The sequence below is a fragment of the Anabaena sp. CCY 9910 genome (assembly GCF_963920875.1).
GTDB classification, from domain to species: domain Bacteria; phylum Cyanobacteriota; class Cyanobacteriia; order Cyanobacteriales; family Nostocaceae; genus Trichormus; species Trichormus variabilis.
Map to the genome: position 1 here is coordinate 18423 of NZ_CAWUDJ010000030.1, position 18701 is coordinate 37123.

Consider the following 18701-nt stretch of genomic DNA (forward strand, 5'->3'; position numbering starts at 1 on the left):
CAGTTGTCAGTTGACCGTTAACTATTACTGCTGACTTAATTCGATAATATTCCCATCTGGGTCTTGGGTGAAGAGTGCGGGACGACCGGAGGCGCTTGGTTGAATGGGGTAGTTTTTGTTAATTAACTCTTGCTTGGCTGCTTCTAAGTCGGTGACAGAAAAAGCAATATGGGGATTACGTCCCCATTTTTCGTTGGGGTTGTCTGTGGGTACATCTGACGCAACGATGAGATGAATTTGATATTTACCGACTTGATACCATGTACCCGGATATTTTAACGAACGGTCAATTTTGGACAATCCCAACACTTGACCATAGAACTGTTCCGAGCGTTCTAAGTCAGTCACAAGAATAGCTGTATGAAGACCTTGGGTAATCTGCATTGTTGGTAATGAGCGATGGCGTTCCGTCCATCGTAAGTGATGGCTTTTCATCTTCTATCCTACAGACAATTACCCAATCCACGGCAAAAGAAGACGCGATGAATCGCGTCTCTACGGATGGTTTATTTGTCGCATTCTTTTTTCAAATTGGTATTACTTTTTTCTCCCCAATCCTAAGTTGTATACTCAGCATTAATCTTCACGTAGTCGTAACTTAAATCGCATCCCCAAGCTTTGCCGGTGCCGTGACCATTACCAACGTTGACGGAAATTAAGACGGTATCTTGTTGAAGATAAGCACCTGTAGCGGCTTGTTTTAAATACGCACTGGCGGCGGCGCGGTCAAAGGGGAGAGGTTGACCATTATCTAAAAGTAAAAAATTTCCTAGCTGAATTTGCAGGTTTTCCTGCTCGAAGGGAACACCTGCGCGTCCGGCGGCGGCGGCGATGCGCCCCCAGTTGGGGTCACGACCGAAGATTGCAGACTTCACTAATGATGAACCGGCAATAGTTTTGGCGATTTGTCTAGCTGCTTGTTCATCATGTGCGCCTGTAACTTGCACTTCTATAAGACAGGTTGCACCTTCTCCATCACGAGCGATCGCCTTGGCTAAATGCTGGCATACTGCTGTTAGCATGGCCTCTAATTTTTCTGATTCTGCACCTACTTCAGTAATTGCTGGGGTGCGAGATTGTCCATTGGCTAGGGCAAGTAAACTATCATTGGTGCTGGTATCTCCATCTACTGTAATGGAATTGAAGCTTCTATCGGCTGCCCTAGTTAACATCTGTTGCCAAAGATGAGGGGAAACTGCGGCATCACAGGTAACAAAAGCCAGCATTGTCGCCATGTTGGGATGAATCATCCCTGAACCTTTGGCGATACCACCAATGCGGACTGGGCGATCGCCTATAGTGGTTTCTAAGGCAATAGATTTTGTGACCAAATCTGTAGTGATAATTGCCCCGGCGGCTGCATCTGAGCCTGCATCAGTAAGGGATGCTACGAGTTTAGGAATACCGTTGCGTAAGGCATCCATTTTAATTCGTCGACCAATTACCCCAGTGGAAGCCAACAAAATTGATTCGGGGGAAATATTTAACTCTTTTGCTAACAAATCGGCGCTTTCTTCTGCATCCTTAATACCTTGACTACCTGTAGCGGCGTTGGCTTGTCCAGCATTACAGAGGATGGCGCGGGCGCTTTGCTTGGCTTGTAAACGTTGGCGACAGTAGTCTACACAAGCAGCTTTTACTTGACTGGTTGTGAATACACCAGCTGCGATCGCTTCTACGTCTGATACTATCAAAGCTAAATCTGGCAACCCCGAAGGTTTGAGTCCTGCTGTAATTCCCGCCGCCCGATAACCTTTTGGTGCTGTAATTCCACCAGTAATTTCCTGCCAGTCTGCCATCTTTATTTTTACCCTTACAACTAAACTTAGTGGCTTGACTGGCGATTATATCAATTCGCAATTTGTAATTTGTAATTCGTAATTCCTAATTTGTAATTCTTGACATGAGGTAAGCTGATACGCACCTAGATCAAATATTCTTGCGTCAGGGCTGTCCATAGTCAAGAGTCCAGAGTCAAAGGCTAGCTTGGACTTTGGACTTTTGACAACCTGAGTGCGAAATATACAATTTAAATGCGTAACAGCTTATTACTTCTTTTCCCTGCTTCCCAATCAAGTAAAAAAGGAGAGCTACTTGGGCAGCTCTCCAGATCATCAGGGTGCATCTACTTAGCACAGTATATCACTTTTGCCCTGAGGAGTAATACCCATTATTTATTTTTTGTATAAAGATTATTAAGAAATTTCACGGACAGTATTGAACTTAAAAAATCATACAAAGTTCCCGAAAAGGCAGGGGAGGCAGGGGGAGAACTTACTTTAAGATTTTCGCCCAATCCCCAATCCCCACTTTGAGATAAACTGACATTTATACAATGGGCAGTAGAAGACTTTTACAAAAAGAGATAATATTAATCTTCTGGAAGGAAAAGTCGCAAAAAGAGGGACTAAAGTTTAAACACATTCCTTCTTTAACTTTCCCACTTATGAAAATCTTCAATATCCAATCCTTAGCGAAAAACTTTTAAATCCTGTGACTTTGAGCTTGTCTGTTGCTAAATCTCATCGCCAACCCTGGCCCGGACTGATAGAAGCCTATCGTGAGTACTTACCTGTCAGTGAACAAACGCCAGTTGTAACTTTGTTGGAAGGTAACACCCCTTTAATTCCGGTGCCAGCGATCGCAGAACGTATCGGTAGACAAGTAAGTGTGTTCGTGAAATACGATGGTCTCAACCCCACTGGCAGCTTCAAGGACAGGGGGATGACTATGGCGATTTCCAAAGCGAAGGAAGCTGGAGCCAAAGCGGTTATTTGTGCGAGTACAGGCAATACCTCAGCCGCAGCCGCAGCCTATGCCCGTCGTGGCGGAATGAAGGCTTTTGTACTAATTCCCGATGGTTATGTGGCTTTGGGTAAGCTGGCGCAAGCACTTCTTTATGGCGCAGAAGTATTGGCAATTAAAGGCAACTTTGATAGAGCCTTAGAAATTGTCCGCGAGATGGCGGAAACCTATCCCATCACGCTGGTGAATTCAGTTAATCCTTATCGCTTGGAAGGTCAAAAAACAGGAGCCTTTGAGGTTGTTGATGCTTTGGGTAATGCCCCAGACTGGTTGTGCATCCCAGTTGGTAACGCGGGAAATATCACAGCATATTGGATGGGTTTTTGTCAATATCATCAAGCAGGGAAATGCGATCGCCTACCCCAGATGATGGGCTTTCAAGCAGCCGGTGCAGCCCCCTTGGTAAATGGTCAGCCTGTATCCCATCCCGAAACCATCGCTACCGCCATTCGCATCGGTAACCCAGCAAGTTGGGATAAAGCGATCGCCGCCCAATCAGCCAGTCAAGGAAGCTTTAACGCCGTTACTGATGAAGAAATTCTTGACGCATACCGACTATTGGCATCATCAGAAGGTATTTTCTGCGAACCCGCCAGCGCTGCTTCCGTCGCCGGCTTATTAAAAGTCAAAGACCAAGTACCCACAGGCGCAACGGTAGTATGTGTCCTCACAGGTAATGGTCTTAAAGACCCAGACACAGCAATCAAACACAGTCACAGCCAATTTAAACAAGGCATTGAAGCAGATTTAAGCTCTGTAGCCAAGGCAATGGGATTTTAAGAGTTTTGAGACGCGATTAATCGCGTCTGTACAATTGTCATTACTCATTACTGTCCCTGCTCCCTCTGCTCCCTCTGCTCCCTCTGCTCCCCTACACCCCTACATCCCTACTCTCCACCCCGCCCTCGTTCCTTTGCCAGACTATCAATTGCATCACCCAAAGCAGTAGTTAAACTTTTGCGGGTTTGGGCGTGGTTTTCTTGCTCGGTTTTCAAAGCTTGGCGTAGGCGATCGCGTTCTTTGATCACTTCAACTAGTTTGGCTTTCAAATCCTCCACAGTGCGAATTTGTGCCAACTCCTGCTGCACGCCGACGCTAGTTGTCGCATCGGGTAATGTTTGCCCGTCAATTCCCTTGAGTTGTTGAATCTCGGCTTTGAGGGAGGCGATCGTTTGGCGAAAGAAATCCGTATCTGTGCGGCGTTGTTCTGCTTCTGTGTTGTAGAGTTTACGCCACTTTTCAGCACTTTCCCAAGCAGCATCGCGTTCTTGTTGCTGTTCTATTAACTGCTGCTTCAGTGTTTGGATTTCTGTTAGCCACTGTTGTGTTAGGTGTGGGCCAATTTCACTACTTTCAGCCATTTATTTACCTGCTTCTCCTATTTTTGGACTGTATAAAGGCAATTATTCTTTAAATAAGCAGTTTTAGTTAGTACACTCATAAAACAAACAAAGTATAACTGCTTCTCTGTATAAAACAAGTGTGAGCCGAAATGCACAACTTCTGCGTTGCACATTTTGGCTCAGTACTGTGTCAATACAACGTAAAGGCAGATAAGCAACTTAGCATAACCAGTTTTCCGGTAGATGCGATCGCCAGTCAAATCTGGCACATTATTTAAGGAAACTTATCTGCCATCACTAAAAATCATGGTTCAGTCTCGTTTTGTTCGCTTCTTTCGTCACCTGAATTGGCGCACCCTCAAGAAAACGTTTACTAGGACAACGGAAAGGCGGCTGTTGGGACTGGGTTCCGAAATTGCCTTCAATGCGATGTTATCTTTATTTCCGGCAATTCTCGCCGTACTCACTGCCATTGGTTTCTTTGCAGACTCTTTGCAAGACACCTTTAGACAACTAGCGGCGCAATTAAGCCAAGTCGCACCAGAAGAAGCAATGGTATTAATTCGAGAGTTTGCTGGTAGAGAAATTGCCAACTCTCGAAACAGTGGCTTGTTTTCTCTGAGTTTTGTCATTGCTATTTGGACAGCTTCCGGTGCTGTAAGTACTGCTATGACTGCCTTTGATCAAATCCATCAAATCCCTCAAGAAAAGATGCGCCCCTTTTGGAAGTCTAAACTTGTGTCCTTAGGCTTAACAGTCGGTACTATCTTGCTGTTGGTACTGGCTTCTTTCTTAGTGTTTATCAGTGATTTATTGTTGGGAATGGTGGTAAATGAAAATGGTGCTTTAATTTTTCTATTGCATTTGTGGCAATTACTACGCTGGCCTTTAGCATTAGGAATTGTGGCTACGGCCTTTAGTTTTATTTATCGTTATGGGACTAGTGTTTGGAAACCAGGTACACCCATAATGCCAGGAGCAATTATCGCCGCAATTTTCTGGGCAATTCTATCTGCTTTATTTCGGCTGTATGTAGCAAATTTTGGTAACTATAACAAAGTTTATGGTGCTGTGGGGACAGTGATAGTTTTAATGCTGTGGCTGTGGATGAGTGCTGCTGTTTTGCTAATCGGCGATCAATTAAACGTAACTGTCGGTGAAGATATGCGCTCAAAAGCATCCCAGGATCTAGCACAAGAGGTTCGTTAATAAGTATCGTGACAACTATTGTAAATTTTACAAATAGCAGTAAAATGTTGAACAATTTTATTGCGAACAATGAGCGATCGCCTGAATGCCTAATTCTTCTCCCAAATTTCCTTATATTGACTATAATGCTCAAGCAGTTACCATCAAGCGCCTACGTAAATTAAGCCGCTTGTTAGATACAGTAATCACTATTCCTGGTACACCAATAGCTATTGGTATAGATCCACTGATCGGATTTATACCTATTGGCGGTGATGTTTTAGGCTTAATACTTTCTAGTTACATCGTCTTTGAAGCAAGGCGGCTAGGTGTGCCTAAAAAGATATTGAGTAGAATGATATTTAATATCATCATTGATAGTTTATTAGGTAGTTTTCCCATCATCGGTGACCTATTTGACTTTGCATGGACAGCAAACGAATATAATATCAAGCTAATAGAAAAACACTTAAATAGTCATTAGTCAACAGTCAACAGTCAACAGTTACTCTCCCCCATCTCCCCATTCTCCAATTTCTGCTGTAGAATGCCTTAACGAGTGTTGAGATCACTCATTGAGCAAAGACATGAAAGATTGGTGGCAAGAGACTTTCCCCAAGGGGCGGCAAAGTCTGATAATTAGTGATGTTCATGGGTATCCTGTACAAATTGCATACGGTGAAAAAGGTACAGGTAGACCATTATTTCTAATACACGGTATGGGCAGTTGGAGCTATAATTGGCGTTATAGTGTAGCTCCATTATCTAAGTATTTTCGAGTCATTTGTGTAGATGCTAAAGGCTTCGGTTTTTCGGATAAACCTTGTTTGCGTCAGGAAAAAAATGGGCATCAAGTCATTGAATTAGAGCGTATTATTCAATGTTTATGTGATGAACCAGCTATTGTTGTGGCTGAATCCTTAGGTGCATTAGTTGCCCTGGCCTTGGCACAAAGAAATGCCGAATTAATCGGGCGGTTAGTAGTAATTAATGCACCAATTTTCACAGAAAGTCTGCCCCATTGGGCAATGTCCATACTCGCCCAAACACCAATAGAAATATTACAAACAATCGATGATTTGCGTTTAGCTTATTTATTTGCGCCAATAGTTCGAGAAGTTATGGCGATAGAAAGGCGGAAAGTGCTGTTTGATCCGTCAATTTTGACTCAAGAAGATGTTTATTGGATTACTTACCCATTTATTGAAATTCCCGGTACTTTAGTGAAGGTTGCCGAAGAGTTACAAATAGCGGCAAGAGAAATCGAGAATTGGCAAGCAAATAAACCAAATATGCTCAGTGAGATTCAAAATAAGTTGAATTTAATTGAGGCTCCCACATTAATTTTATGGGGTGATCAAGATAGTTGGTTTCCTGCCAGCCACGGAGAAAAATTGCATCAACACTTGCCTAATTCCAAGTTGCAAATTTTGGATAACTGCTATCATGACGCTTCCACTGGTTCCGCAAAAGTCGTCAACAAAGAAATTTTGCAATTTCTCAAGGAGACAGATTTTTTGTAACCATGTTTATTTAATTAAAAAACATAAATTATAGGACTTACGCAAGTGTCATAATCAAACTAACTGTAGGGTGCGTCAGCCCCAATAATTTCGTACACATTAAAGGATTTTCCACATCTGACGCACTCTACTGTCCCAATAGTAGGGTGCGTCAGTGTGAATGATTTCTTGGTACGGCTAGGTTTTCTCGCACTGACACATCCTACATTTTGAATATTTTTTTATCTGGAAGTCCCTAGCCTGAACCAGTGCGGTATTTCTTCCCGCCTTTCTCATCCCTTTCACAACCCTAAATCGACGGCGATGCGATGGGCGCAGGCGAACCCGGAAAAGGCAACCGCATTTAAACCCTGTCCGGGAAATGTGCTGTCTCCCACACAATACAGTCCCTTGATAGCGGTGCGATTAAAGGGCATGGACAATAACCCCCGCAATTTACGTCTGGGTATGGGGCCATAGGTGCCGTCTTCTCTTCCTAGAAAACGGCGATGGGTGCGGGGTGTACCTACTTCTAAATAATCTAAACCCGCATCTAACCCAGGAAAAATCTTCTCTAATCGGTCGATAATTCGCCAGGCTGTCTCTTCTTTATTCGCTTCGTAGTCACTTACAGACAACCCCTGCCAATCATTTATCCAATGAGGCGTAAAGGCATGAATTATATGACATCCTTCCGGGGCTAATTCTGGATCAAGTAATGTGGGTATGGAGACAAACAGTGTACCTTCTGCTTGGGTCATGTTTTGCCAATCTTCCAAGATAATATGATGGCATTCTGTCCCTTTAGGTAAGACTGACTCTTTCACCCCCATGTGTAAACTCAGAAAACTGGGCGATTTTTTATAGTTTTGTTGCCAATTTTTCTCATTAGATGGTATTTTATCTACAGGTAGCAATTTTTCAAATGTGTCCCACCGTGTAGCATTAGAAACTATTCGTTTGCCTCGATAAATTTCACCATTAGTTAGTTGTACACCGACAGCACGGTATTTTTCAGTAATGATTTTTGCTACTTTGGCTTGATATCGAATCTCACCACCGACTTTTTCTAAGCCCTCTGCAAGTTTTTGGGCAATTTGACCTACTCCGCCTTTGGGGTAGTTAACACCGCCATAATGCCTGTCAGAAAAGACCATACCTGCATTAATCATCGGTGTCATTGCTGCTGGTACTACAGACCAGCAGTAACATTCTATATCGATAAATTTCAATAATTCTGGGTCTTTGATGTGGCGACGGGCAATATCCCCGACATTTTGCGGTAGATACTTAAGTAAACCTAGACACGCTAAAGGATGCTGTAAAAACGTTCGCAGCAAATACCCAGGTTCTTCTAATGACAACAAATCCATGCGGTTGAGACACTTAAACACTTGCCAACATTCGTCATAAAAGCGACGAATCCCTTTTGTTTCATGAGGAAAGTAAGCAGCAAGATTTTGCAAAAACTTATCATAAACCCGGTCAACTTTCAGGTTTAAGTTGCTGGGTAAGTGGTAATGGATTTGTACGGGATCAGCGATCGCCTCTACACTACTATTTACAGCTTGTAAAGCACGGGTGAGTAAGTTCGTAGTCCCTCTGTTCCCTAAGCCGAAAATCATGGAAGCCCCTACGTCAAATCGATAGCCTTGACGCTCAAAGTAGCCAGCACTCCCACCAGGAATAATATAGCTTTCTAGTACCAGAACTTTCGCTCCCTTGGCAGCGAGTTGGGTTGCTGTCACTAGTCCGCCAATGCCAGACCCAATCACGATGACATCAAACAAAGAATCTTGGGAAGTAGTTGAGGTTACGGACATAAAAGCTGCACTTACATGGAATCAACCAGCCAAACCGTATTTCATAATACATCCATATTCAATAAAGCTTACGCAATTGCCTCAAATTTATCGTAAATAAAAACTCGACCCACAAGGGGATAGAGTTGTGTCAGTGGTCAGTTGTCAGTTGTCAGTGGCAAAGATATGTAAAAACTTAATTTTGAATTTTGAATTGTTAAGTGTTTGCCCATACAAAAAAGAGGGATGAGCCTGCTACCGCCGACTAATCCCGTCTGCCGATCCTTAAAGAGAGGAGAACACTGACAAATAATATAACTCGGATTGAGAATAGCTGTCAACTATTAATGAAAATCTTTTGCATTAAATTTTGATGTTTCTGATTTAGCTCACGAATCCCCATCTCCAAAGCCAAATTAATTACGAATTACGAATTACGAATTACAAATTACGAGACAGAGTATGATGATGTTTCAGTTCTCATAGAATTAAAATTGGCAATTTCCGGCTATGACGGTACAACTGCGTGTTTACGTTCCTCCCCATCCTCTAATTAAGCACTGGCTGGCAGTTGCCCGTGATGCTGCCACACCTTCAGTCTTATTTCGTAGTGCCATCACCGAGTTGGGTAGATGGCTAACTTATGAAGCGGCGCGGGAATGGTTGCCTACAGACGAGACGACGGTACAAACTCCCTTAGAGATATGCCCCGCGACCGTAATTAATCCCCAAGTACCCGTGGCAGTTGTGCCGATTTTGCGAGCAGGATTAGGCTTGTTAGAAGGGGCGCAAACTGTCTTACCTTTGGCTTCAATTTACCACCTGGGCTTGGTGCGTAATGAGGAGACATTGGAAGCTTCATGTTACCTCAACAAATTGCCAGAAAAATTTGACCCCCAAACGAGAGTGTTAATTACCGATCCGATGTTAGCTACAGGCGGGTCTATCATGAAGGCAATGTCAGAACTAACAGAACGTGGCGTTGACCCGTCTTTAGTGAGAATTGTCTCTGTAGTGGCAGCACCACCAGCTTTACAAAAATTGAATGCGGCTTATTCTGGTTTGATAGTTTACACTGCAACAATTGATGAAACGGTTAATGATCAAGGGTTTATTGTCCCAGGATTAGGTGATGCAGGCGATCGCATTTTTGGGACATGAGCTAGTATGCAGCTAGGGAAGGAAAATAGCTTAACTAATGTAAAAGTTGCTTCAAGGCGGTATTATGAGTCAGCGTGATGGTTTTGCTAGCGGTTTTTTCGCAGGGGCAGTATTCGGCGGCGTAGTCGGCGGTATTCTGGGTGCTGTGATTGCTTCTCGACAAAGTGAAGAATTAATCGAAGAAGGGAAAGAGTTAATTAATGGCTCAGGAGAAAGCAGGAAAGTACCAAGCAAACGCCGTCAAATGATATCCCCAGACGGCGATAACCTAGAAATGGAATCAGCACGGCGATCGCTAGAAGATAAAATTGCCCAGCTCAATGCCACAATTGACGAAGTGAGGAAGCATCTGGGAAACGTTAATGGTAGTCCGGAACAATCTACAGGCGATCGCTCCCTTCACAAAGATTCTTAAATTATTATTGTTGGGAGCAGGCAGGGGCAGTACTCCTTGTTCCCCTTCCTCTTCCCAATCCCCAATCCCCATTACCCATTTCTAAGATAATGGCGGTTAATGCGGCAACCATCCACATACGTCATAACTTAGAGTAAATTAAAATCAATAATAAGACCGCTTTAACACTTAGTAGGAAACTGAACCATCCATGAATTTACTGATTACTACATTAGTTACATTCGTTACTATTTACAGCTATTTACTGATTATCCGGGTTCTTTTAACCTGGTTCCCTCAGATTGACTGGTATAACCAACCATTTGCAGCTTTAAGTCAAATAACCGACCCCTATCTCAATCTGTTCCGTTCCATTATTCCCCCCTTGGGTGGTATGGATTTTTCCCCTATCCTCGCCTTTTTAGTGTTGAATTTAACTGGCGACTTACTGAGAACTTTAACTAGATTGCCATTCGTACAGGGATTTTAATCAACCTGAGCCATAAACTTGTAGAGACACAAGGTAAACAAGTCTCTACAAGTATCTTCGTTTCTCGTTTACTTACGGACTTGGGCGCTAAAACCAGAAGCTTTAAACTGCTTCAGCTTGAGAGGTAAAGGCTGATTTGCAGGTACAGTAATTCTCAATTCAAAATCACTAATTCCTGGTGGAACTTCAGTAATAGAACCTAGACGGGTGCGGTTTTGTAATATCGGGTCATTGTTAGCATCATAAATGCGCCCGTAGATATCTGCATCGTAGACTGTCTTATAAGTGCCATTTTCCGCTTTACCAGTGACAATAAAGCAATTAGCGGATGTACTGCTGTTACTGGCTACAGTCCCCTGTGCTAGTTCTGCTGGACACTCCTGATAAGACAAATCAGATAGTTTAATTTGAGTCAAGGCCATAGCAGATGGAGTCCATACCCAGGAAATCAACACCACCAGACAGGAAATAACGATGGTCGTGATGAGTTTAGCTAAAGGCTGAAAATTGAATATTAGTGCCGTACTGTTTTTCTTTTTCATATCTGTATAAGGTAGCAAGGAAACATACATAAACTTTATAACGGGGACTGGGGACTGGGGGAGAATAACACAATTAACAACTGACAACCGACTACTGACAACCGACTAATGAATTTTATTTACTTTTGTAATAATTATTAGATTAGGCCCTTGATCGCAATTCAGTTATGACTCCAGATGAGATTGCCACAGTCTTGCAAACAGCTTTTCATCGTTGTGATGCAGCTAGCTGTCCTCTCAGTGCTAGGCAGAAGGAGATTTTATTGCAAGTTTTGGAGGAAATTCAAAGGCAATCTTTATCTGGTGGGTCAGATACTCCTAATCCTTTAGATGAACTCACCCCAGAAGAATTAGAAACGTTTTTAGCGTTTGTGAAGACTGAAGAAGAACAAGACCGCACTTGGAAGGTGCAGTTACTCAACGACTGGCTGCATAACCAAGACTCAGGAAATGTGCAGTTTGTGAGAGAACGGTATGGGTTGCAGTGGTTAAACCGTGTTGAGTCATATCATTTTGACAAGTATGCTTATTTTGAGGATGCACTAAAACTCAGAATAGGCGATCGCATCGAAGTTTCCAATGCCCTCTGGGAATGGGTGCAAGACGATGGGCCTTGCAAACGAGAATGGTTTGGTGCGATCGTGATTCAGATTGACGAAACTAGCAATGTTTCTACTAATTGCGTTGTGCGCTTCTACAACGGGGCTGAGTACGAAATTGCGGGTATCTATGAATGGAATCGCTATAATTGGCGCTGGCCGAAGAAGTGAAAAAGCAGAAGAGTAGTGAGTCAATACTCCCTACTCATTACTTCTACTGAACTATTAAACCAAACCGAGATGCTTTTGTAATGCTTGACGCATCACATCTACAGGGATATCGTCTTGCTGCAACCAAATTTTTAAGGCGGCGACTCCTTGCTGAACTAACATTTCTAAACCATCGATGATAATTGCGCCTTGTTGTTGTGCTTTTTGGAGAAATTGCGTTGGTTTAGGAATATATATCAAATCATAAGCGATGGTCTCCGACCGACCAGAGGTCAACGCACCAGTTTGTAAATTCGCCAGTTCTTCGGTACTCAAAGGCGACTCATCAACCTGCGGATACATTCCTATCGGGGTTGTGTTTACGAGTAGGTTAGCTTGAGGGAGGAGCTTTGCTAAATAATCCCAGGTGTGTACTTGTAAATTCTCAGCGATGGGGGAATTGTCCCAACTGTGGCGAAATTCCTCTAGGCGTTGCACATTGCGCCCCACTACATGAATTTCCGCAAAACCCAGTTGATAACAACCTGCGACAACAGCTCTCGCTGCGCCACCATTACCCAAGATTACGGCGATTTGCTGACTCCAATCTCGTTTATATGTTGTCTGCAAAGGGGCGATAAACCCTTCTATATCTGTGTTTGTCCCCACCCATTGATTATTTTGACGGGTGACAGTATTTACTGCGCCTATAGCTTGAGCAACGGGGCTAATTTCGGAAAGCAGGGGGATGATTGCTTGTTTATGGGGAATCGTCACACTAAACCCGACTACACCAATGGTAGCCAAAAGTGCGATCGCTGCTTCTAAATTATCTGGTGCTATAGGAAAAGGTAGATATACATAATCTAATCCCAATTGGGCGATCGCTGCATTGTGCATCACCGGTGACAGTGAATGTTCTACCGGATGTCCAATTACCCCTAATAGTTTAGTTTTGCCTGTGATCATTGTTTTTGTCAGTTGTCAACACCTTGTCCCAGCCAAGTCTTGACTCTTGAAATAACCACCTCTGAGATTCTGGTGGGAGAAATCTTGGGACATAGCAGGGCTACTGATAGCAGGGTTAAAGCTAGATATTTTTTAAGTATGCGCTTTTAGGGACTTTTGCACAAGTTTTGTCAATGCCAGGATTAGCCTTGGACAAATTAAACCACCAACGCCAGTCCTTGAAGTGTGGTAGTTGAGAAAACTGGAAATTCCCCAATTTAAAGCACACAGCTTCACGCCTCAATTCTTCTCATTCGTGCTTAAACCCATTTATTCATCCACCCTACGGGTTCGGCAGTCGCACCCTTACGGGAAGGCTTACGCCAACATGGGGGAAACCCCCTACGTACCCGTCGCTGCCTCACCAGTCGCACAGAATTCATACTGAATTCTGGCGACTGACGCATGTATTCTTTTCGATAAAAGGATGTAGGGCTTTATCTCTACATTCTTTTCCTACTGGCATATGTGTTGTACATAATGAACTACCATTCGTCGTCCTTCAAAGTAAATTATTCAATTATCTATTGGTAGCCAATGAGCTAATACTCTTAATTTATTCAGTCTCAATACTAAACGTTGAGCTTGTTGTTTATATAAAGCTTGTGGTAACCTTCCTGGTAAAGTTTTCATTAATTCTCTAGCTGTGCTAATACTGCATCCAGCAATAATACTAATTTCATTTGCACCATCAAAGATAGCATCTTGACTTAAAGCTCTTTCGATTTGTACCTGCCAATTTCGAGGAGTTAATTCACCACGTTCAATTCTTTGTAGACTAGTGCTTGTCGCTAAAACAACTATGCGATCGCCTACCGCTAATTTAGTTTCATCAACAGGCATAAATTTGGCAGAAGATGGTGATGACTTTTGATGAAGAATTGGTACAACACCATAACCATAAGCAATATCCGTGAGCATCAATCCATTAAGTGTATCACCAGACTCAATCATATATTCCACAACTTGGATAGTTTGATTATTTAAGTGAAATAATCCAAGAATATTTTCTCCGAAAGCCGCAGCAGCAAATACTTCTGCCGATAAAGCCGATGTACATAAAACCTGAGCATAAGGAAATAACTGTGCTACCCTATCACTAAAATTTCGGTTATAAGTACGGATGATTAAATTACTATTAGGGCTGAGGCTATGAGCCATCAAACCGATTTCTAAGTTTTCCATTTCATCATCGGTTACTACAACAACGCTTTTAGCATAGCTAATATTAGCATTAGTGATATTATTAACTAAATTACCAATAATTAAAGGGAGTTTAGGAATACTATTATACTCAATAGGTGTACTGTTAATTCCTACTAAAGGTTCCTGTAGTTGTTGTAATAAAGTAATAATTTGTAAACCAACTTTATTTAAACCTATCAAGACTACATGGTCTTGTTGAGGTATTGCTGAATAATAGCTCGTAAAGAAAAATCCAAACCGAGAAGAGAGAAGTTTTTCTGTTAATAGTGCGTATAATACTCCTACAAAAGCTGTACCAGCTAATGTTAATCCCAAGCTAAATAAACGTAGTAATGCAGGAATAGGTTTTTCAAATTCTACACCTCCATATACGTCACCATATCCACCTAAAAGTAAAACAGCAGTAGTGTAGAATGCTTCGACAAAACGGATATTAGGGTAGTACTGATTATAAAAAATAATACCAATTCCCCACAAAATAAATACTGTAATGCCGCAAATGAATGCAACTCGCGTAATTTGACCCCGCTCGCCAGTGTGCCACAATTGGATAATTTTCTGTTTAATGTCAGACCATGAAATTGTGCGGATAATCTCTTGCCAAAAGAGTCGTTTCTTTGTTTGAAATTTAACAGCAGGCTTTTGAGCCAGGGGAAGCATATTTGCAATCTCTATATAAACAATTGTATCCCCAGGTTGTAATTTTGTTTCTAACTCCCAATCACCGTAATTAGGAGGTATTTGAGATGAGTTATTAGCATAATATAAGATACGGCGAAAAGATGTATTTAATTGATGTAACTGTCGTTTATGACACCATAAATCATCTGCTTTTATTTCATATTTGCCCACCCTTAACTTTTGTCCTTCTAAGTTAAAATAACCTAAATTTTCATTACCCAATGCAGCAAAGGCAAAAGCAGAAGCAGTTAGTTGATCTGGTTCAAACGCAATAAAATTCCCAAGATTTTGACTTAAAAGTTTATTAAGATTTTCTTTGTCAGAACGGACAACAAGGCGAACTAGAGGATTCAACAGCCGCGCTGCAAATGCCGCTTCTATATTTGCACGTTCATCATTAGTAACTAACAGTACAGTCCGGCATTGATCAATGTGTGCTTGTTCTAGCACGCTGGTTTGGCGGCAATCTCCTATCAAGAAATTTTCTAATAAATTTTGTAAATTAGTAACTTCCCAGTTTTTAGGTTCTACTTGATCAATGGCGCTAACACTTGCACCATATTCTTTGAGAGCGGCTACACAATGTTGACCTAAACTTCCCAACCCACAAACCAAAAATCGATCTAGCTTTGATTGACAACTACTACTAGCTTGATAGATATTATCTGAAGAGCGTAGCATTTCATTACTTTGATACTATACATTCTCAGTGTATTGCTCGTTTTACCAGTATTCACCAAGACTGTATTTAAATGTTATGTATGCAGCCAAATCCATATCTTTTAGCGATCGCCTACATTTATGATGATCTGTAGGCAAAAATGTAAAATCAAACCAGGCAGGTAGCCAGGAAATCAGGGCAAAACCCGTCGTAAAAGATTCGGCAGAGTATATCGTTCGTTATGACATCTTACCCCCTGGTCATTGTGTCTGTTGTTGGCAAATTATTAGTTTGAAGACTGCTTTGATTTCTGACTCCAATACATATTTTTTAAATCGAGTATATAGGAGTTTTTATTGTCTATATAATCTGTTTCATCTCCTACTTTAGAACAGCGCTTTCCACCAGTAATAGATATATAGAATGGCTGCGTATAACAAGCCTGATGTCGGCTAATCCATCCGGGTTTTTCTCCATCTGTTTCAATTTTTTCTATTTTAAATGTGTGACAATTTAGCCGATAAACAGGTGTTTCATCATAAATCACTTGATTGTCATACCCCAAATTACCAATTATATAAATATATTCTCCAACTAAAGTTGCTGAGTGAAAATCAGTAGGAGGAAAAATTTCTTGGGGATAACCAAAAATTGTAAATGTACCATCATTTTGGAAAACTACAACATCATTATATATACAAAAATCAGGGTCATAGTAATCTTCATGTTCCCCTGCTATTTGCATAATTCTCCCATCAGATAACTGAGTAATTGTCCGACCAAGTCTTTGAAAACACCATACCGCTTTATCTCCAAAAGCATTATCAACATCGTTAAAAGTATTTCGTGCAGTCCACGCTGTTGCACTGCTTCTGACCATTGCGTGCCAAAATTCGACTGTCATTATTTCTGGATTCGCTTTTCCAAATCGCCGATATTTTCCACTTAAATATTGTTCTTGGTCAATATTTGAAATATCTTTATCATTGCTCAATCCCGTTAATAACTGCCGCATATCATCATGGATATCGCTTAAATCTTCACCCGCATCGATGAGCATTTTGAGAATTTCCAAATTACTTACACAATTAATCGGCTTTTGACCGTAATTTCCACTTTTACTAGGATCTGCTCCAGCTTCCAATAATATTCTCACACAGTCAGTCGCACCTCGTTCAACTGCGACAATTAAGGGAGTTGTACCATAATGGTCAGTAGCTTCGACATCAAAACCATGTGTAATCAACCATTTGAGAAGTTCAGTATGATTATTCTTGATGGCATACATTAATTCAGGTTCTTCAGAAGTGATATATTTATTTCGATCAGCTTCTGATGGTAAAAGTAATTGAGCTTTTTCTATTTCACCTATTTGCAAACTCAAAATCCACGGTGTGCGATTACAGAAATCCCACACTTCTAAATCTGCACCCGCATCAATTAATTGCTTTACTTTTTCAACGCTGCCGAATACAATTGCATACATTAATTCCGTCCATTGCAATTGTTCTCTGTCTGCACCTACTGCTAATAAAAACTCCACCACATCAAAGCGGCATTCCGAAGCAGCAGCAGTCAACGCAGATTCTCCATATTGATTCTTTCCTAAATCTGCACCTATTTCTACTAAAAATTGCACCATCTCCAAACTCGCATTAGAACTACTTACGGCGCACATTAATGGTGTTTGTGATGATTTATCGAGGCAATTGATATCAACTCCCTTAGCTAATTGTTGTCTTACACCTGCAATATTTCCTTGGCTTGCAAAATCGTGAATTTCCATATTTATTAGTAAATATTTATTCGTTTGCAAACAATATCGTACAGTGACAGCAGAATTTCCACCACAATCAAAATCACGACATACCATTCTACTCTCCACCTGACAGGTGCAGGTTTTTTACACTACACCCCCAAAACACGGGTTTAGGGTGTAGGGATTGATGAAACTATTATTTTTGTGTTAATGCGAGAGTTATCACTCATCACTTTATTAAAAACCTATACCTGTGAGCTACTCCCCACTCCCCGCTCATAGCTCTACAATTATTAAAAGCTACTTAACATTTCTTTGTAATATGCAGGCAACTACAGTCCCTTCTACAACTCCAATTCCTGGACAATATTGGCAGTGGCGAGGGCATAAGATTTACTATGTTCGTGCAGGAGAAAAGCGCCCACAGCGTCCACCATTGTTATTGGTACATGGCTTTGGTGCTTCTACAGACCACTGGCGTAAGAATATTACAGGACTGTGTGATGATTTTGAAGTATTTGCCATCGACCTTTTGGGGTTTGGGCGTTCCGCTAAACCTAAATTACAATATGGCGGCGACTTGTGGCGTGACCAACTCCATGATTTCATCGGTGAAGTCATTGGTCAAAAAACAGTATTAGCAGGTAATTCCCTTGGGGGCTATGCTTGCTTGTGTGTTGCTGCTCAACGTCCGGAGAGTGCAGCTGGTGTAGTTTTACTCAATAGCGCTGGGCCATTTAGCGAAACTCAAACCACACCAGAGCCAGAGGCTTTACAATCACAAATTCAGCCGCCTAAACAATCCTCACCTTTACAGAAAATATTTGGTGACAGTGTTAAGTGGATTTTTCAACAACCTTTAGCCCAATTTTTATTATTTCAATACGTGCGCCAAGGTTGGGTAATTCGGCAAACCTTAGAAAAGGTTTATCTTGATAAAAGTGCAATTACAAACCAATTAGTTGAAGAAATTGCTCGTCCTGCTTACGATGTTGGTGCGCTGGATGTATTTGTCTCAGTTTTTAGCAGTCCTCAAGGTGAAAAAGTTGATGTGCTATTAAAGCAATTAACTTGTCCTTTATTAATGTTATGGGGTGAAGCTGATCCTTGGATGAATGCTAGAGAACGTTCTCAAAAGTTTCGTCTATATTATCCAGAACTCACAGAATATTTTCTCCAGGCTGGTCATTGTCCTCATGATGAAGTACCCAATCAAGTAAACCCACTTTTACAAGAATGGGTTCTGTCGATTGCTCGATAAATAACATTTATGCAGTGGCATGGCAAGGCTAAAATAGTGCAATAATAGAAGTTATATCCGCATACTCTGCGGGAAGAATTTTTCAATATCTGCGTGCATCTGCGTTTAATTACATCCAAGTCTATTGCATCATTTTAGTCGTGCCAGTC

Annotated in this window: 18 protein-coding genes; 10 read left to right on the plus strand and 8 right to left on the minus strand. The window is 41.6% G+C overall.

Going from position 1 to position 18701, the window contains the following annotated elements; translation table 11 throughout:
* Positions 1–24: 24 nt before the first annotated feature.
* Positions 25–384, minus strand: coding sequence for a VOC family protein (locus ACM5QX_RS20085; protein ID WP_414755176.1), 360 nt, complete (start codon positions 382–384; stop codon positions 25–27).
* 173 nt (positions 385–557) lie between these two features.
* A complete protein-coding gene (gene argJ / locus ACM5QX_RS20090) occupies positions 558–1799 on the minus strand; it encodes a bifunctional ornithine acetyltransferase/N-acetylglutamate synthase (protein WP_414755119.1) in 1242 nt (413 codons plus the stop codon).
* A gap of 694 nt (positions 1800–2493) precedes the next feature.
* Between argJ and thrC the strand changes: the two genes are divergently transcribed.
* The gene (gene thrC / locus ACM5QX_RS20095) at positions 2494–3585 is read left to right on the plus strand and encodes a threonine synthase (RefSeq protein WP_414755120.1); all 1092 of its coding nucleotides are present in this window, start codon (positions 2494–2496) and stop codon (positions 3583–3585) included.
* Between the two features lie 107 nt (positions 3586–3692).
* Here the strand turns inward: thrC and ACM5QX_RS20100 are convergent, their stop codons facing one another.
* Positions 3693–4166 (minus strand): hypothetical protein, encoded by a 474-nt coding sequence (locus tag ACM5QX_RS20100; RefSeq protein ID WP_414755121.1) that lies wholly within the window; start codon positions 4164–4166, stop codon positions 3693–3695.
* 131 nt (positions 4167–4297) lie between these two features.
* Between ACM5QX_RS20100 and ACM5QX_RS20105 the strand changes: the two genes are divergently transcribed.
* From ACM5QX_RS20105 to ACM5QX_RS20120, 4 genes are all read left to right on the plus strand, one after another.
* Positions 4298–4426 (plus strand): hypothetical protein, encoded by a 129-nt coding sequence (locus ACM5QX_RS20105; protein ID WP_414755122.1) that lies wholly within the window; start codon positions 4298–4300, stop codon positions 4424–4426.
* Positions 4427–4454: 28 nt separating this feature from the next.
* Positions 4455–5357, plus strand: coding sequence for a YihY/virulence factor BrkB family protein (locus tag ACM5QX_RS20110; protein ID WP_414755123.1), 903 nt, complete (start codon positions 4455–4457; stop codon positions 5355–5357).
* An 85-nt stretch (positions 5358–5442) separates the two neighbouring features.
* Positions 5443–5820 (plus strand): DUF4112 domain-containing protein, encoded by a 378-nt coding sequence (locus ACM5QX_RS20115; RefSeq protein ID WP_414755124.1) that lies wholly within the window; start codon positions 5443–5445, stop codon positions 5818–5820.
* A 103-nt stretch (positions 5821–5923) separates the two neighbouring features.
* A complete protein-coding gene (locus tag ACM5QX_RS20120; protein ID WP_414755177.1) occupies positions 5924–6859 on the plus strand; it encodes an alpha/beta fold hydrolase in 936 nt (311 codons plus the stop codon).
* Between the two features lie 281 nt (positions 6860–7140).
* On the opposite strand, the gene crtH is transcribed toward ACM5QX_RS20120, so the two are convergent.
* Positions 7141–8661, minus strand: a complete 1521-nt coding sequence (gene crtH / locus ACM5QX_RS20125; RefSeq protein WP_414755126.1) for a carotenoid isomerase — start codon at positions 8659–8661, stop codon at positions 7141–7143.
* 489 nt (positions 8662–9150) lie between these two features.
* Between crtH and upp the strand changes: the two genes are divergently transcribed.
* The 3 genes from upp to ACM5QX_RS20140 all read left to right on the plus strand — a co-directional run bounded on the left by upp (position 9151) and on the right by ACM5QX_RS20140 (position 10685).
* Positions 9151–9801: a uracil phosphoribosyltransferase gene (upp, locus tag ACM5QX_RS20130; RefSeq protein WP_011319848.1), complete on the plus strand. Its 651-nt coding sequence runs from the start codon at positions 9151–9153 to the stop codon at positions 9799–9801.
* A 64-nt stretch (positions 9802–9865) separates the two neighbouring features.
* Positions 9866–10216, plus strand: a complete 351-nt coding sequence (locus ACM5QX_RS20135; protein WP_414755128.1) for a hypothetical protein — start codon at positions 9866–9868, stop codon at positions 10214–10216.
* A 190-nt stretch (positions 10217–10406) separates the two neighbouring features.
* A complete protein-coding gene (locus ACM5QX_RS20140) occupies positions 10407–10685 on the plus strand; it encodes a YggT family protein (protein ID WP_010996222.1) in 279 nt (92 codons plus the stop codon).
* 68 nt (positions 10686–10753) lie between these two features.
* Here the strand turns inward: ACM5QX_RS20140 and ACM5QX_RS20145 are convergent, their stop codons facing one another.
* Positions 10754–11227: a biotin carboxylase gene (locus ACM5QX_RS20145; protein ID WP_104010038.1), complete on the minus strand. Its 474-nt coding sequence runs from the start codon at positions 11225–11227 to the stop codon at positions 10754–10756.
* A 167-nt stretch (positions 11228–11394) separates the two neighbouring features.
* Here ACM5QX_RS20145 and ACM5QX_RS20150 point away from each other — a divergent pair, with 167 nt between their 5' ends.
* Entirely contained in the window at positions 11395–11997 is a 603-nt protein-coding gene (locus ACM5QX_RS20150; RefSeq protein WP_414755130.1) for a hypothetical protein, read from the plus strand.
* A gap of 54 nt (positions 11998–12051) precedes the next feature.
* Here the strand turns inward: ACM5QX_RS20150 and ACM5QX_RS20155 are convergent, their stop codons facing one another.
* The 3 genes from ACM5QX_RS20155 to ACM5QX_RS20165 form a co-directional block, all read right to left on the minus strand.
* Complete coding sequence (locus tag ACM5QX_RS20155; protein ID WP_414755131.1) at positions 12052–12945, minus strand: shikimate dehydrogenase; 894 nt, start codon at positions 12943–12945, stop codon at positions 12052–12054.
* 555 nt (positions 12946–13500) lie between these two features.
* Positions 13501–15552: a potassium channel family protein gene (locus ACM5QX_RS20160; protein WP_414755132.1), complete on the minus strand. Its 2052-nt coding sequence runs from the start codon at positions 15550–15552 to the stop codon at positions 13501–13503.
* 266 nt (positions 15553–15818) lie between these two features.
* Positions 15819–17405, minus strand: a complete 1587-nt coding sequence (locus ACM5QX_RS20165) for an ankyrin repeat domain-containing protein (RefSeq protein WP_414755134.1) — start codon at positions 17403–17405, stop codon at positions 15819–15821.
* Between the two features lie 208 nt (positions 17406–17613).
* Here ACM5QX_RS20165 and ACM5QX_RS20170 point away from each other — a divergent pair, with 208 nt between their 5' ends.
* A complete protein-coding gene (locus ACM5QX_RS20170) occupies positions 17614–18552 on the plus strand; it encodes an alpha/beta fold hydrolase (protein WP_414755135.1) in 939 nt (312 codons plus the stop codon).
* Positions 18553–18701 lie beyond the last annotated feature (149 nt).